The organism is Marinomonas sp. ef1, from assembly GCF_002806845.1.
GTDB classification, from domain to species: domain Bacteria; phylum Pseudomonadota; class Gammaproteobacteria; order Pseudomonadales; family Marinomonadaceae; genus Marinomonas; species Marinomonas polaris.
Genome location: NZ_NHTT01000002.1, coordinates 187,792 through 203,122, shown reverse-complemented (window position 1 = coordinate 203,122; position 15,331 = coordinate 187,792). Strand labels below are relative to the sequence as shown.

The following is a 15,331-nucleotide window of genomic DNA, read 5'->3' as shown; positions in this document are numbered from 1 at the left end:
TGTACAGATCAAAAAAAACCAGTTCAACTGATGTTGAACTGGCTTTAATGAACTTATTACCTAAGACTTTCTGATTATTAAGCAGAAGTAGACTTATATCTATTTTTTGAAAACGCGTTTTCTGACACCTTCTAAACGTTTCAAAATCGCATCAAGACGCTCTGGTTTTACCATAAACTCTTGGAAACCCTTCATGCCTTCTTGAGCCATGCTTGGATCAGTATCACGATCATAAAACTGAGCGGTACCAGCGGCATTGTTCAACATTGCTACACCTTTATTCAAGAAAAAGTCATCCGGTGCTTTCGCTTTAATATTAGGTGGAATCTGTAGCAAGACATCATTTAGCATGGTTTGATTATCAGCACGAGCCATGAATTCCAAGAATTTCCGAGCATCAACTTTGTTTTTTGCTTTTGCTGGAATATGAACTGTTTCCATTGGTGCATCTTCGGCAATAGGAATGGCTGGATCAATGATAGGGAATTGGAAGAAGCCCATCTTACCGTCAAGTTCTTTAGGAAAGTTTGGCACAATAAAGTTACCAATCAAGTACATGGCTGCTTGGCCGTTGTACATAAATGGCTGTGCTTCTTGCCATGAATAAGAAGCATGGTTTTCTAGGAAGTAGCCTTTATCAATAAGCTCTTTCCAATGTTCAAAGGTTTTACGAACGCGAGGATCAGTATAAGGAATTTTGCCATCCATCAAATCGATATGAAAATCCAAACCATTGGTACGCAAATTCAAGTAATCAAACCAACCCGCTGCAGTCCATAAATACTTGGTGCCTATTGTAATAGGTGTAACATCATTGGCTTTTAGCTTCGCGTTGACGGCAAGAAATTCGTCCCACGTTTTAGGTTCAGACAAACCTAACTTGTCAAAGATATCTTTACGGTAATAAATACCCCATTGATAATAACTGTAGGGAATGCCCCATTGCTTATTGTTCAATGTAGAAGCCGCTGTCGCTGCAGGCATAATTTCTTTCAAACCGAGTTTTTGCCAAATATCACTAACATCTTCAAACAAATCACGGTCAACAAAGCTTTTCATACGATTGCCTGAATACCAGAAAACAATGTCTGGTGGCGTAGTAGAAAGCCAATTCCGAATAGCCGTTTTATAACCTTCTTTGTCGTAAAGGTTGTATTTTACTGTAATGTCAGGGTTTTCACTTTCGAACTTCTGCACCATTTCAGTGAACGCTTTCTTTGGTGCTGGATCTGCCTGATCAGAATTAATCACCAAGGTACCAGCATTAGCGATAGAGATTGCACCTAATGCCATTGCCCCTACTAATAAGGATTGTATTTTTTTCATGTAAATAAGCCCTCTTTTTGTTTTTATTAATTGGAACCAAGTTTCAGTATTGACCAAACAAAAAAATTAATCAATAAACGAAACAAAGTTCCATTTAAATAGCTACTTTTACTGTTTATTGTTTTTTCCAAATGGCAACATCAGCTGCACCTAAACACATAGAACCAATGACAAGTTCTGCATTCTGAGGCTCAAAAACAACCGTATTTGAGCTGTAATTAAATGCAAAAATCACATTGCCTCGTTCTCTCACTCGAACGCCTTTTGGCAAATAGTAAGTCGATAATCCCGCCACTTCAGACAACTTAGCTAAGCTGGCTTTTAACAGAGTATTATCAATACAAGAGCCAAGATAATAGTGACGGCCTTCTCCCATTAACACTGGATTACCACCATCATCTTTTAACAAACAAGGTAATTCCGTCTTAATTTGTTCATGCCAATGCTTTAATTTACCTGCGCCCCAACGGCCAGAAACAGCTGGCTGAGTATGCTCAGGCAACGCATCTACACGCTCTACTGTTAATGGTAATAAGCTAGCCAACGGACCCGGAGCAAGGTTCTCAGGTATTTGGTAGGTTTCTGTTTTACTACCTGTTCTTGGCCCTGCGAGCAAAACACCTTGATAGGAATTCAATCGATTCTGCAGCTCAGGGGTAATATGCGCTTGAGCAGGTAAAACCAATAATTCATACATATCTAATGGCGCATTACTTGGAACAATGTCCACAGATAAGCCAAGTTCGCGCATGGCTTCATACATGCGGTAACACCAGAAAAAGTAACGATAAGCACGCGACTGAGGCTGAATATCTAAAGACCAACAAGCGTCATAATCAAACATCAATGCGACTTTTCCAGCACTTGGTAGGGACATTAACTCATCTGCATCAAGGCCAATTGATTCAGCCAAGACTTTCACTTCTTGCGCCACCAAGGTCGCTTCTTTTGCCGCTTCAGCTTCTTGCGCATCAGGACGTAACAAGCCAGCATGCATTTGCTCTTGACCAAATGGCGCCTGACGCCAGCGGAAATACGACACCAATTCAGCGCCATGGGAAAATGCTTCCCACGTCCATAAACGTACCGCACCATCGGCAGGCGTTGGATTGTGTGGCGCCCAATTCACAGGTCCTGGCTGCTGCTCCATAATCCATAAACGACCATTACCGCAGCCGCGATACAAATCATGATGAAATGCGCCTGCATCCGGATGACCGACTCGCAAATAAGTATGTTTTTCATCTTCAGTATAAAGAGGCTCTTTGTCTAAAGACCCCAATGGATAACTGTCCCAGCTCGCCACATCAAGATCTTGACCGACTTTGTGGTGATCAAATGCCGTAAAGAACCCCATATAGTTATGCACTAAATCACGGCCAGCAGAATGCTCACGCAAAATGTCCACTTGCAGCTTGTTGAAAGCAACCACCTGATCTGAACAGCAACGCTGAAAGTCCAAACGGTGAGAAGGATTGGCTTCAGTAACCGTTAAATTCGGCAATTCGATTTCATCGAAAGAGCGATAATCCATACTCCAGAACACGTTGCCCCAGGCTTTATTTAACGCTTCTACCGTGCCGTATTTTTCTGCCAACCAAAGACGAAACGCAGCGAGATCAGCTTCGGCATAACTTAACACCGTATCATGACAACCATATTCATTGTCTGTCTGCCAGGAAGCCACCGCTGGATGGTGACCATAGCGTTCCGCCATCATGGTCACCATGCGACGACATTCTTCTCTATATTCCAAACTCGCGAAAGTATAATGACGACGAGAGCCAAAACCTCGTACTCGCCCCGCTTCATCTTTTGCCAACATAGACGGATGACGATCAACCAACCATTTTGGTGGTGTCGCGGTTGGCGTACCTAAAATGACTTTTAAACCCTGAGAATGCAAAATATCTAACGACTCATCCAGCCACTCCCAATGCAGTTCACCCGGAGTTGGCTCAATCGTACTCCAGCTAAACTCGCCAACTCGAACATACTGAATACCAATGCGTCGCATATGTTGAGCATCTTCAACCCAACGACTTTTTGGCCAATGTTCTGGGTAATAACACACACCTAATTTCATTTTAAGCTCCTGCAAATGGCTGGCTCGGCGCGCCAGTAATATTTATTGTTGTTAAATCAATCGCAACGACGTGACCTGCAAGCGGCTGCTTAGCCAAGTCGTCTTCGCTGGTCGCCACACTGGCGGATGTGATAAATAGCGTGTTGCCATCAGGGCCACCAAACACGCAGCTGGTTGGCTTAGAGAAGGGTAATTCAATCGTCTGCAACACTTCGCCTTCTGGGTTGTATCGTACAACACGAGCCCCATTCCAATTGGCGTTCCAAATACAGCCTTCCGAATCAATACAAGAGCCATCAGCTCCGATGCCTTCTTTCACCTCAAAAAATGGTTTTTGGCTACGGATGTCATAAAATTCTGGGTACGGAAAAATATGCACTTTTCGTGTCATGGAATCGCCAAAATAAAAGCGGCCACGAGACTCGTCCCATGCCAAAGTATTGGAAATACCAACCCCTTCCAGCATCAATGTCTTTTTGCCTTCCGGTGTAACCTTCCATAACCGACCCGACGCTTTCTCTTCTGCATCATCCATAGTGCCAAGCCACAACACACCGTTTGGATCACATTTAGCATCGTTACTACGATTGCCAGGAATATCGGTGTCCAAATTACATAGGTGCTCTAACTCACCTGTCGTCTTATCTAAATAAGCAACAGAATCCGCCAACGCCACCAACAAACGATCACTTTGCGTCGTAAACACCGCTGATACTTTTTTGGGCAAAGTCCAATGTTGGTATTCATTAGATGCCTGATGCCAACACCATACCTGGCAGGCTGGAATATCAACCCAATACAATGCTTGTTCTTGTTGACTCCAAAATGGCCCTTCGGCTAACTGATGGCGTTGAGTACTAATTTGCTTCATTGTTTTTATTCTCCAACTTGTCTTGTCTACTTAAAGAAAGCTATTTTTGATAGGCCTTCCAAGCAGCCATAAAGGCTTCCGCATTGGCTTTCGTCATTTCTACAGATTGACCTTTTTTATACAAAGCCGAACCTAGACCAAAGCCACGAGCACCAACATTTAAATAATCAGCCACATTGTTTGGCGTCACACCGCCAACAGGGCACAACCAAGTCTCGGCGGGAATCACAGCGCCCAAGGCTTTAACCACATTGATCGTAGGCAAAGCTTCAGCAGGAAACAGTTTCACCGCATCTGCACCAGCATGTAACGCTGCAAACGCTTCACTCGCGGTAAAAAAACCTGGCATAGCGTATAAACCAGCTACTTTGGCAGCTTTAATCAACTCGACATCCGTATGTGGGCAAACCATTAATTTTGCGCCAGTGGCAACCAATTCGGTCAATTGCGTCATGGTCAAAACCGTACCAGCGCCAATCAATACTTGCTCTCCAAACTTATCCTGAAGAGAACGAATACTAGTAAAAGCATCAGGCGAGTTAAGTGGCACTTCGAGTAAGCGAAAGCCCGCAGCAATTAACACTTGAGCATGCTCAATTACTTCATCAGGTTTAATACCACGAAGAATGGCAACCATCGGGAATTCTTGCATCAATACATTAAAAGAATGTTTCATATCATAACGCTCCTGTAGTCGGGTTATTTGCCGACACTGCCTGACGATTCGCCAAGCGCTTTAAACCACGAATACTGGCTTCGTTAGCCGCTAAAAATTCAGAAGTAAGATCTCGCGAAGACAAAGCCAGAGCATAACGTTCGCTAAGCCCTTCGCTACCTATGATCAGTACAGGACTTTTTGGCACTTCTAACGACACCACCTTTAAAGCTTCTAACGTGTCATTCACATCATGACCAATCACCACACCGGACAAATAATCTCGCACTTCATCTGCCGCCAGTTCACCACACACAAAACGGCTACGAGCACTAAATAAATGATGCAAGATACCGCCCGCCTGTAGACTGGCTTGCACGCCTTTTTTGAAAGCTTCTTCGTTGAGCTGATCCGATTTAGGTAAACCCTTTACCAAACTCGATTCGTCATTCAAACGCGCAAAAAGCTCACCTGTAATTGAAGTAGAAAACTGCGTCACCTTGCCTTCAGTGATTTGCGCCCATTTACAATGGGTTCCCGGCAAGCAAAATATTGGTGACTCATCGGCACGACCTTGCTCTTCTAACCAATCAAGCGCGCCCAGTAATTGCGTTTCTTCGCCACGCATGACATCAAGCAAACCTGCCACCCCCGTACCTCGTAAGCCAGGTACGATCGCCACCTTGTTTGGTAACGATGTGGTCAGCCAAAAAAGGTGCTCGGACAAATCGTCTAATTTGATTGGACAATGCTGGTAAGGCACCTCTTGCCAACCACCGCGACTACCCACCATACCCGCCATGTAAATCGGCAGATCCGGTGCGAGCCAATCTCCCAACAAATCAGATAAAACGTTTTCAAATTCAGCAGAACCGAGCTTTAACATGCCTCGGTCACTGTCGCGCTGGGCTTGAATATGACCATCCTGATTCATCAAAAAGGCACGTAAATTGGTGGTTCCCCAATCAACGGCAATAAAGCTCGCTTGGCCACCAGCAGGTTGTGAAACAGGATTGAATTGGGTCATTACAAACGCCCTCCATCCACAACCAAACTTTGTCCAGAGATCATACGGCTGTCATCAGCGCCCAAAAACAGCACCAAATCCGCCACATCTTCTGGCTCAATTTTTTCTTTCAGCGCTTGCTGTGTCATCAGCTCGGCTTCGGCTTCTGGCGTTAACCACAAGCGCTTTTGTTTTTCCGTCATTACCCAGCCTGGCAATACCGTATTGACACGAATTTTCTGACCGCCAAGTTCGCGAGCCAGGCCTTTGGTTAAGCCTGAAATACCCGCTTTTGCCGTCACATAACCCGGATAACCAGCCAGTCCCAACACCCAAGAGTTGGAACTCATATTAATAATGCTACCGCCACCAGCTGCCGCCATGGCAGGCGCGACGGTTTGAGCTGCAAAGAAATGATGTTTTAGATTGACCGACATACATTTATCAAATGCATCTGACGTCATGTCTTGTAACGTATGACGATGATCGTTAGCGGCATTGTTTACCAGAATGCGAATCGCGCCCCAATCAGCCATACGCTCAGTAATTACTTGTTGAAGCGTGTCTATTTCAGTCAAATCAACCAAATTAAAATGCGCTTTCAAGCCTTGATCGTTTAGCTCTTTTGCAAGGCTATCACCTGCACTTTGATCAATATCGAAAAAGCTCACCAAACAGCCTTGCTGAGCTAAGGCTCGAACCAAGGCTTCACCAATACCAGATGCACCACCACTAACAAGAGCGTGACGTCCAGCCAAACTAGGAAAGACAGTTTTGTTTTTATTATTTGTCATTAATGAGACTCCCTGCTCACTTTCGACCCACTGTTGCCAACAAGGAAATCCAAATCAGCACCTTGATCGGCTTGCATTACATGGTCGATATACAGTTTGGCATAACCCCGATGATAATCACTTTCTTCAGGTTGCCATGCAGCTTTACGAGCTGCCATTTCTTCATCAGAAATATGCAAATGCAAACCACGACCTTCTACATCAAGGGTAATTTCATCACCGTTTTGCACCAAGGCCAATGGCCCACCTACAGTCGATTCTGGCGCAACATGCAGCACCACAGTACCAAACGCCGTGCCACTCATACGCGCATCACTGATGCGAACCATGTCGGTAATGCCTTGTTCTAACAACTTGCTTGGCAACGCCATGTTGCCGACTTCTGGCATACCCGGATAACCTTTTGGCCCGCAACCTTTCAGTACCAGAATAGAATCTTTGTCTACTTCTAGCTCTGGTGCATCAATGCGAGCTTTGTAGTCTTCGATGTTTTCGAACACCACGGCTTTACCCGTGTGTTGCAACAAAGCGGGGGTGGCTGCGCTCGGTTTAATGATCGCGCCTAGTGGCGACAAGTTACCGCGTAATACCGCAATGCCCGCTTTTGCACGCAAAGGTTTATCGATAGGACGTATAACTTCTTCGTTGAAACACTCTGCACCTTCGGTAATGTCACCCAAAGTAGCGCCACAAACCGTGTTGGCGTTCATATCAAACAGGTGACTCAAACGCTGAATTAACGCGGGGAAACCGCCGGCGTAATGAAAGTCTTCCATAAGAAATCGGCCAGAAGGCATCAAATCTACCAGACAAGGAATTTCCGCACCGATGCGATCCCAATCTTCTAGGGTCAAATCCACACCGACACGACCAGCAATCGCCAACAAATGCACCACCGCATTGGTTGAGCCACCAATCGCCGCATTGGCACGAATGGCGTTTTCAAAAGCCGTCTTAGTCAAAATATCAGATGGTTTTAAGTCTTCTTTGACCATTTCGACAATGCGAGCGCCTGTCATGTGAGCCAGTGCCTGACGACGCGCGTCTACTGCTGGCAAAGTACCGTTTTCTGGTAACGACATACCCAAGGCTTCAATTAAACAGGACATAGTCGACGCCGTTCCCATGGTCATACAAGTTCCACGAGAACGAGACATGCCCGACTCAGCACGCATGAAAGTATCAAGGCTCATTTTGCCGCCACGTACCGCTTCACTGAATTTCCATACATCCGTACCAGAACCTATGTCTTTGCCGCGATATTTGCCGTTTAGCATTGGGCCAGATGACACAACAATGGTCGGTAAATCCACCGAACACGCACCCATTAGTTGTGCAGGCGTAGTTTTGTCACAACCGCCCAATAACACAACACCGTCCATGCCATAGGCGCGCATGGATTCTTCAACGTCCATGCTCATCAAATTACGGAACAGCATCGCCGTCGGCTTCATTTGAGTTTCACCCAGAGACATTACGGGAAACTCCAGCGGCACGCCGCCCGCTTCCCAAACACCACGTTTCACGTATTCCGCCAATTCACGCAGATGTGAATTACACGGTGTAAGTTCGCTCCACGAGTTACAAATACCAATAATTGGGCGACCATCAAAACTATGATCTGGCAAGCCTTGGTTTTTCATCCAACTACGGTGAATAAAGCCGTCTTTATCCAACTTGCCGTACCATTGCTGACTGCGTAATGGTTTTTTATCTTTGTTATTGTTGTCGCTCATTCAATGTTTCTCCATCAAAGGTACGGCTTGAATCGCTAGCAATACTAGAGATTCAGGGTCAAATATAGGTAATCTGAGTCCAACTTGACTCAAACTCGCACCATTCAAAATAAGGTCTTTTTTCCACCACGCAGGCAAGGCTTTCATTAGATGACCTGGCAATGGGCTATGCTCCAGAACGTTCACTCGATAGAGCTGATCTGGTAATAAATTAGGTAAGCGAATCGGTAAAGTTTGCGCTTGCTTTGGCATGGTTAATTGACAGTAAACAGCTAGGCCTTGCGTTCTGTCTTGGCTCAGCGCCCATTGGGTTTGCGCTCGCCCATCGGCACTTGGCAAGCGCCAGTTATTGCCTTCATGCAAAACGCTTCGGTACTGTTTGTAATAAGAGAGCCAATTAGCAATCGTTACTTTCTGCTCTGCATTGGCGTCTAGCAAATTCCATTCAATGCCCAAATGTCCCAACATGGCTGTGCCTACTCGGAATGCTACGTCATGAATACGGCTTGTGGTGTGGCTCTTATCAGGACCAATGTGAGAGCCCATCACTTCAGGCGGTAAGAAATAGCTAAAGCCACGTTGAATAGTTTGACGCTCCAAAGCATCGTTGCAATCAGACGCCCAAAAGCGTTTGGTGAAATTCAAAATACCAAAATCTACTCGCGCACCACCAGACGAGCAGCTTTCGATTTCCATTGCTGGAAACGCCTGATTGAGCTCGCTCAACAAACGATACAATGCCTCAACTTGAGCATGGGCTTGCGGTGCGATATCGCCACTCGGCTGAGTGTAGTCTCGGTTCATATCCCATTTCACATAATCAATCGGATACTCGGTAAACAAAGCAAATAAACGCTCACGGATATATTGGTAAGCTTCTGGTTTGGCAAGATTTAAAACCAATTGATTACGCGCCAACGCTGGCTCGTACTGAGGTAATTGTAATGCCCAATCAGGATGAGCACGGAACAAATCAGAATCTGGGTTGACCATTTCAGGTTCAAACCACAAACCAAATTCCATACCAAGATCGTTTCTCACATAGCTAATCAATGGCAGTAATCCATCTGGGTATTTAGTTTCATCAACGAACCAATCACCCAATGCCGCTTTGTCGTGATGACGACCACGGAACCAACCATCATCGAGGATATATCGCTCGACACCCACTTCGGCAGCCGCTTTCGCAAGCGCTTTCAGCTTGGCCATATCGTGGTCAAAATAAAACGCTTCCCACGTATTGAGGTGCACAGGACGAGGTTTGGTTAATTTCAGGCGATGGCGCGCTTCTTGATGGAATTGTTGACTCATGGTGTTCAAACCAGAAGTACTGTGTGCGGCTAAGAATTCTGGCGTCGAGATTGATTCATTGGCAGCCAGCACGATTTCACCAGGTAAATACAGGACTTCAGCTTGCAAGTAACGATGAGCTTCGGCGGTGTAATCGGCTTTTAATCTGTGATTACCGCTCCACGCCAAATGCGCGCCGACAAGCTCGCCTTGTTGTTCACCAAAGCCTTGTTCACCGACAATCACCGCAGGAAAGTTCGCCTGAGAATTACGGCCATTACGGTTTTCTTGCAACCAAGTGGCTTGCCAATCACAGCGCTCTTGTTGAAATTCCTGACACCATCGACCATAGAATCCCATTCGTTCGGTAAATTGACTGGCAACTGGTAAAGTACACGCCAAGCGTTGGACGGTGACATTCGCTTGACCTTGGTTGGTCAGCGTCAACTGTTGGCGTAATACACCAGAAGACAACAAGCCAATGTTCAACGCCACTGACAATTGCGCAACCTTGTCCTCCAAACGAATGACAAAGCCGCTTTGCTTTTCATCCACGGCAACCAAAGACCAACACGCAGCCCAGACTGGGCGATCTTCTGCAATGGCTTCAACCGCTGGCGTTTGCAACCAACCGCGACCGGCTTCAGGAATCAACGACATTGGCGTTGGTTTATCCATCATCGCTTGCGGTATGGCTGCCTGCTGTGACAAATAGACACTGGCTAAATCTGTCGTTTTGGGCAAAGCATCACCAAAATACAACAACTCAGGTGCGCCTTGCTTTGGGCAAGCAATCACCAAGGTTTTGCCTTGCTGCTCTTTTCCTAGCAAGTCCTTTGTTAGCAAGTCTTGTCGATAAAAAGACACATTCTTCACTTCAGACATGATCAATTATCCTTTTGTAGCGCCTAAGGTTAAGCCTGCAATAAAGTGACGTTGCATGGCAAAGAACAAAATAACTGGTGGCAGAGCCGCTACGATAGAGCCAGCTGCAATAAGCTGCCAAGATGCCATCCACTGACCTTTCAGTGCACTGATACCGGCGGTAATCGGACGTACTTCATCACTTTGTACCAATACCAAGGCCCAGAAGTAATCGTTCCAAATAAAGGTGAAAATCAATACAGATAAGGCTGCCAAAGCAGGACGAACCAATGGCAACACCACATGCCAAAAAATTTGCCATTCGCTCACGCCTTCCACACGCGCCGCTTCAATCAATTCATCAGGTAAACCAACAATGAAGTTACGCATAAACAAGGTACAAAAACCGGTTTGAAAAGCGATATGGAAAAGAATCAAACCAGACGCCGTGTCATACAGCCCCATACTGATAGTCAAATCACGCACTGGAATCATCAGGATTTGAAAGGGTACAAAATTGCCGGCAATGAAAGCGGCAAAAAGCGCCACATTACCGCGAAACTTATATTTAGCTAAGGCATAACCCGCCAGTGTCGACAAGGCAACGGCGCCAAACACAGCTGGTAAAGTGATAATTAGCGAGTTAAGCAAATAGCGCAGCATTGGCGTTTGTGTAAACACCATGGTGTAGTTTTCAAAGAACATCCACTCAGTCGGAATTCCCCAATAATTACCGCCATTAATATCTGCCATTGAACGAGCAGATGTCATCATGACGGCAATCAAAGGTAACAACCAAAGAAATAAAGCAATCCAAACCGCAACGCGGTAGCTCAAGTTAAAGGGTAATGATCTTTTTTCTATAGGAGTTGGAAACATTAGGCTTTCTCACTCTTCAGCATACGCCACAAAAAGTAGGCGATATAAATATCCATAATCAAGAACAACACAGTCGCAATCGCAGCACCGTATCCAGCACGATAGTTAAAGATTGATTGCTCATACATGAAGTAAGCAAGAACGCTGGATGAGCCAAATGGACCACCGCTGGTCATGGTTGCCACAAGGTCGAAGCTTCGTAGCGCACCAATCACAGTCACCACGACAGCAATAAAAGTGGCGGGACGTAGCTGAGGTAAAATCACATGACGCAACATTTTCCAGCCATGAGCGCCGTCTAAACGCGCTGCTTCGATTTGATCTGGGTTGAGATTATTTAAGCCTGTGAGATACAAGATCATGCAGTAAGCAATTTGTGGCCAAAGCCCCGCGACTATGATGCCGAACGTCACCCAATTTTCATCGGACAAGATCGCCACAGGTTCCATTCCAAATAAGCCAATAGCTTTATTAAAAAGTCCGAAAGAAGGGTCATAGAACCAAGAGAAAACCAAACCCACGACAACTTGAGAAATAACAAAAGGAAAGAAAAACATAGACTTAACTAAACGTATGCCCATGATTTTTTGATTAAGAAATAATGCAATACCCAACCCAATTGGCGGCGCTAACATGAAGAAGACCATCCAATACAGGTTATTTTTTAACGCCACCCAAAACTGATAGTCATCGAAAAGTTCAATGTAATTACTAAAGCCTACGAAGGTTTTTTCACCAATTCCATCCCATTCATAAAAGCTCAACCAGATGCTCTGGAGAATAGGAAAGATAACGTAGACCACAAACAAAATGACTGCTGGCGCTAAGAACAAAACCGGCATCCATTGCTGCTGCTTGCTATGCAACTTCTGCATGGTGCACATACCTCTTATTTTTATTAATTTATAAATTGCTCTACTTGTTATCTGAATTTACCTTCCGACAACTCGTCTAATAAAATAATGGAATAAAGTTCCATTTTTTGCAATACTCAATTTAGAACATTTTTTAAGGCTTTTTTTAGAGGCTAAATCGACCTTAGAAAATTATAAAAATAGAAATTAAGGAAACCTAACCATGACAGAGCAAGAAACTAAGAGCGGAGGCTCATCGTTAGACAAAGCACTTAGCCTATTGCAAGAAGTTTGCATGACGCCTGTGCCATTACGCTTTGCAGAATTAGTAGATAAAACGGACTTACCGAAAGCCACAGCACATCGCACCTTGATGTCATTAACTGAAAAGAGCTTGGTTCGCTTTGATGAAGTGACTCAGCTCTATCATCCTGGCTATGGATTACTAGAATTAGCACACCAAGCTTGGTCAAAAATTGATGTGCGCGATATAGCAGCTGATCAGATGAAACATTTGTGGGATGAAACCGGTGAAACCATTCACCTTGCTGTTCTTGATCGTGGCGACGTCATTTACATCGACAAATTAGAAAGCCAAAAAAGTTTGCGTTTATTTTCTGCAGTCGGCAAAAAAGGCCCTGCTTATTGTACTGGTGTCGGCAAAGCCATGATGGCGTTTCTCAATGAGGATCAATTAGCCCTAGCCATCAAAGAACAGCGCTTTATCAAGCACACAGACACCACGCTGATTAACGAAGAGATGCTAAGAGACGATCTTATCAAGATTCGTGAAAGCAAAATTTCCTTGGATTTAGAAGAACATGAAGAAGGTATTCAATGCGCTGCTTCGGTGATTTTAAACCATAGAAACGAACCTATTGCCGCGCTCAGTATTACTGCACCTAAATTTCGTGTAGACGAGGCGCGCTTCCAACACTTTCAAACATTGGTCAAAGACGCTTGTAAGAAAGTATCCACCCGAATGGGGGCTATGGCCTCTAACTAGCATAGGAAAGTCCATTATGGCGACGATAAAACTAACAAACGTCATCAAACGGTTTCATGACATTGAGACAATTCATGGTGTCAATTTAGATTTGCAAGACGGTGAATTTGTGGTCTTTGTGGGCCCGTCTGGTTGTGGTAAATCCACCCTACTGCGCCTAATCGCAGGCCTTGAAGACATTACAGATGGCAAGTTAGAGATCAATGGCACGAATATGAATAACGTGGCACCAGCTGACCGTGGTGTTGCTATGGTATTTCAATCCTATGCCTTGTACCCACACATGACAGTGGAAGAAAACATGAGTTTTGGTTTACGTATGAATGGCGTAGCGCCAGAGAAAATCAAAGCACAAGTCAGCAATGCTGCCAATATTTTACAACTTAATGAACTGCTGGATCGTAAACCCAAACAACTTTCTGGTGGCCAACGTCAGCGCGTTGCCATCGGTCGTGCGATTGTTCGCCAACCAGAAGTCTTCCTGTTTGATGAACCACTTTCTAACCTGGACGCCGAACTTCGTGTCGACATGCGCATTCAGATCGCGCAGCTGCACAACAAACTAAAAGCTACTATGGTCTACGTGACACATGATCAGGTCGAAGCCATGACATTGGCTGATAAAATTGTCGTACTACGTGCAGGTAATGTCGAACAAGTCGGCTCCCCGCTTGAGCTTTATCACAACCCTGCCAACGAATTTGTCGCGGGCTTTATTGGCTCACCAAGAATGAACTTCCTCGAAGGTAAAGTGGTCAGTATCGACAATAAAGACGTAGCTGTAATTGATATCGCAAATCAGCGTATCGAGATGGAAGTAGATGGAACCAAGATCTCTGTCAACGAAACCGTAAAACTCGGCATCCGTCCTGAACATATCAAAGAAAATATCCAAGACGCCGATCTGACTATTGACCTTGATATTGATGTGGCTGAGCACTTAGGTGGCCTTACCTATCTATACGGCCAATTTGAAGGCAGCAAACTTACCATTGAAGTCAGCGGCTCTAACCTAACTCGCAATGGTGAAAGTGTAAAAGTAGGCATCAAAAAAGCAGATTGCTACTTATTTAACCGTGATGGCGAAGCCTTAGTGGATCGACCAGTACCAGCGCGTTAAAACGAAAAAGCCTCGCCTAATTTTTTAAGCGAGGCTTTTTTATGTTGTCTTTTGACTTAAATAAATTCTTCTAAAAAGCTTTCTAAATAGCTATAGCCACGTTTTGCCACTAATGGATTGTATTGACTACCATGCTCTGGATTATTCGCACTCGGTAACATAAATGAGTGCATGGTATTACTGAAGTCAACAAACTGGAAATCCATCGCTAAACTTGTCCAATAACGTTTTGCTTCTTGAGCGTCGTCTTCTGTAACCAGCGGGTCTTGGTGACCATTTAAAACCAAAATTTTTGTTTTCGTATTAGCCTTTTCTTCCGACTGAGCACGGAAAAAACTCATCAAACCATGAAAACTCACTGCTCCAGCACTGTTTTCAAGATGCAGACCTGCTTCCAAAGCCAAGCGACCACCTAGACAAAAACCAATATGGACGATGGTTTTACCATGAATAGCATCACAAGCTGATTGTGTTAGCTCATTTTGTAACTCGTGTAGTGGGTCGGCTTCTGCAACCAAGGCCCCCATTTTGGCACGCTTCTGCTCCATCTCTACTGGATTCTGATCTATACCATACAAATCAAGCGCTGTTGCTGAAAACCCTAGTGACGCAATATGATCCGCAATACCTTTTTCAAAATCTGTCAATCCAGAAAACGTTGGCCAAATAACCACCTGAATATGGCTTTTATCTGAACTCAGTCCATCAACTTGATAATGCATGCGTTTAACATTGTCTTTAAATATCGCTTCAAATGTCTGGTTCACTGGCAACCCCTTAAAGAATTTATAAATAATGTTTATTCAGTGTAACCAGCAAAATAGAATGAAATCAATCTGCTTCC

13 protein-coding genes are annotated in these 15,331 nt (G+C 44.7%); 2 read left to right on the top strand and 11 right to left on the bottom strand.

Annotation, left to right across the window (positions count from 1 at the left end):
- Positions 1 to 99: 99 nt before the first annotated feature.
- From CCS02_RS03360 to CCS02_RS03315, 10 genes are all read right to left on the bottom strand, one after another.
- Entirely contained in the window at positions 100 to 1,326 is a 1,227-nt protein-coding gene (locus tag CCS02_RS03360; RefSeq protein WP_072839226.1) for an ABC transporter substrate-binding protein, read from the bottom strand.
- A gap of 115 nt (positions 1,327 to 1,441) precedes the next feature.
- Complete coding sequence (locus CCS02_RS03355; protein ID WP_100635792.1) at positions 1,442 to 3,412, bottom strand: beta-galactosidase; 1,971 nt, start codon at positions 3,410 to 3,412, stop codon at positions 1,442 to 1,444.
- 1 nt (position 3,413) lies between these two features.
- Positions 3,414 to 4,283 carry an SMP-30/gluconolactonase/LRE family protein gene (locus tag CCS02_RS03350; RefSeq protein WP_100635790.1) on the bottom strand — a complete coding sequence of 290 codons (870 nt, stop codon included), beginning with the start codon at positions 4,281 to 4,283 and terminating at the stop codon, positions 3,414 to 3,416.
- 40 nt (positions 4,284 to 4,323) lie between these two features.
- Positions 4,324 to 4,959 carry a 2-dehydro-3-deoxy-6-phosphogalactonate aldolase gene (locus tag CCS02_RS03345; protein WP_100635789.1) on the bottom strand — a complete coding sequence of 212 codons (636 nt, stop codon included), beginning with the start codon at positions 4,957 to 4,959 and terminating at the stop codon, positions 4,324 to 4,326.
- 1 nt (position 4,960) lies between these two features.
- Positions 4,961 to 5,965: a 2-dehydro-3-deoxygalactonokinase gene (locus CCS02_RS03340; protein ID WP_100635787.1), complete on the bottom strand. Its 1,005-nt coding sequence runs from the start codon at positions 5,963 to 5,965 to the stop codon at positions 4,961 to 4,963.
- Positions 5,965 to 6,738, bottom strand: coding sequence for an SDR family NAD(P)-dependent oxidoreductase (locus CCS02_RS03335; RefSeq protein ID WP_100635785.1), 774 nt, complete (start codon positions 6,736 to 6,738; stop codon positions 5,965 to 5,967). The genes CCS02_RS03340 and CCS02_RS03335 overlap by 1 nt, the downstream gene beginning before the upstream one ends.
- Positions 6,738 to 8,474 (bottom strand): IlvD/Edd family dehydratase, encoded by a 1,737-nt coding sequence (locus tag CCS02_RS03330; RefSeq protein ID WP_100635783.1) that lies wholly within the window; start codon positions 8,472 to 8,474, stop codon positions 6,738 to 6,740. The genes CCS02_RS03335 and CCS02_RS03330 overlap by 1 nt, the downstream gene beginning before the upstream one ends.
- Positions 8,475 to 10,649 (bottom strand): alpha-galactosidase, encoded by a 2,175-nt coding sequence (locus CCS02_RS03325; RefSeq protein WP_100635781.1) that lies wholly within the window; start codon positions 10,647 to 10,649, stop codon positions 8,475 to 8,477.
- Positions 10,650 to 10,655: 6 nt separating this feature from the next.
- Positions 10,656 to 11,507: a carbohydrate ABC transporter permease gene (locus CCS02_RS03320; RefSeq protein WP_100187724.1), complete on the bottom strand. Its 852-nt coding sequence runs from the start codon at positions 11,505 to 11,507 to the stop codon at positions 10,656 to 10,658.
- A complete protein-coding gene (locus tag CCS02_RS03315) occupies positions 11,507 to 12,382 on the bottom strand; it encodes a carbohydrate ABC transporter permease (RefSeq protein WP_072839234.1) in 876 nt (291 codons plus the stop codon). The genes CCS02_RS03320 and CCS02_RS03315 overlap by 1 nt, the downstream gene beginning before the upstream one ends.
- Positions 12,383 to 12,584: 202 nt before the next feature.
- Here CCS02_RS03315 and CCS02_RS03310 point away from each other — a divergent pair, with 202 nt between their 5' ends.
- Positions 12,585 to 13,367 carry an IclR family transcriptional regulator gene (locus CCS02_RS03310; RefSeq protein ID WP_100635779.1) on the top strand — a complete coding sequence of 261 codons (783 nt, stop codon included), beginning with the start codon at positions 12,585 to 12,587 and terminating at the stop codon, positions 13,365 to 13,367.
- 16 nt (positions 13,368 to 13,383) lie between these two features.
- Positions 13,384 to 14,487, top strand: a complete 1,104-nt coding sequence (locus tag CCS02_RS03305) for an ABC transporter ATP-binding protein (protein WP_100187726.1) — start codon at positions 13,384 to 13,386, stop codon at positions 14,485 to 14,487.
- A 56-nt stretch (positions 14,488 to 14,543) separates the two neighbouring features.
- Here the strand turns inward: CCS02_RS03305 and CCS02_RS03300 are convergent, their stop codons facing one another.
- Entirely contained in the window at positions 14,544 to 15,254 is a 711-nt protein-coding gene (locus CCS02_RS03300; RefSeq protein ID WP_072839237.1) for a dienelactone hydrolase family protein, read from the bottom strand.
- Positions 15,255 to 15,331 lie beyond the last annotated feature (77 nt).

Excerpts from the sequence above, each read along its gene's own strand:
- CCS02_RS03360 (WP_072839226.1), bottom strand. The coding sequence starts at position 1,326 with ATGAAAAAAATACAATCCTTATTAGTAGGGGCAATGGCATTAGGTGCA.
- CCS02_RS03355 (WP_100635792.1), bottom strand. The coding sequence starts at position 3,412 with ATGAAATTAGGTGTGTGTTATTACCCAGAACATTGGCCAAAAAGTCGT.
- CCS02_RS03350 (WP_100635790.1), bottom strand. The coding sequence starts at position 4,283 with ATGAAGCAAATTAGTACTCAACGCCATCAGTTAGCCGAAGGGCCATTT.
- CCS02_RS03345 (WP_100635789.1), bottom strand. The coding sequence starts at position 4,959 with ATGAAACATTCTTTTAATGTATTGATGCAAGAATTCCCGATGGTTGCC.
- CCS02_RS03340 (WP_100635787.1), bottom strand. The coding sequence starts at position 5,965 with ATGACCCAATTCAATCCTGTTTCACAACCTGCTGGTGGCCAAGCGAGC.
- CCS02_RS03335 (WP_100635785.1), bottom strand. The coding sequence starts at position 6,738 with ATGACAAATAATAAAAACAAAACTGTCTTTCCTAGTTTGGCTGGACGT.
- CCS02_RS03330 (WP_100635783.1), bottom strand. The coding sequence starts at position 8,474 with ATGAGCGACAACAATAACAAAGATAAAAAACCATTACGCAGTCAGCAA.
- CCS02_RS03325 (WP_100635781.1), bottom strand. The coding sequence starts at position 10,649 with ATGTCTGAAGTGAAGAATGTGTCTTTTTATCGACAAGACTTGCTAACA.
- CCS02_RS03320 (WP_100187724.1), bottom strand. The coding sequence starts at position 11,507 with ATGTTTCCAACTCCTATAGAAAAAAGATCATTACCCTTTAACTTGAGC.
- CCS02_RS03315 (WP_072839234.1), bottom strand. The coding sequence starts at position 12,382 with ATGCAGAAGTTGCATAGCAAGCAGCAGCAATGGATGCCGGTTTTGTTC.
- CCS02_RS03310 (WP_100635779.1), top strand. The coding sequence starts at position 12,585 with ATGACAGAGCAAGAAACTAAGAGCGGAGGCTCATCGTTAGACAAAGCA.
- CCS02_RS03305 (WP_100187726.1), top strand. The coding sequence starts at position 13,384 with ATGGCGACGATAAAACTAACAAACGTCATCAAACGGTTTCATGACATT.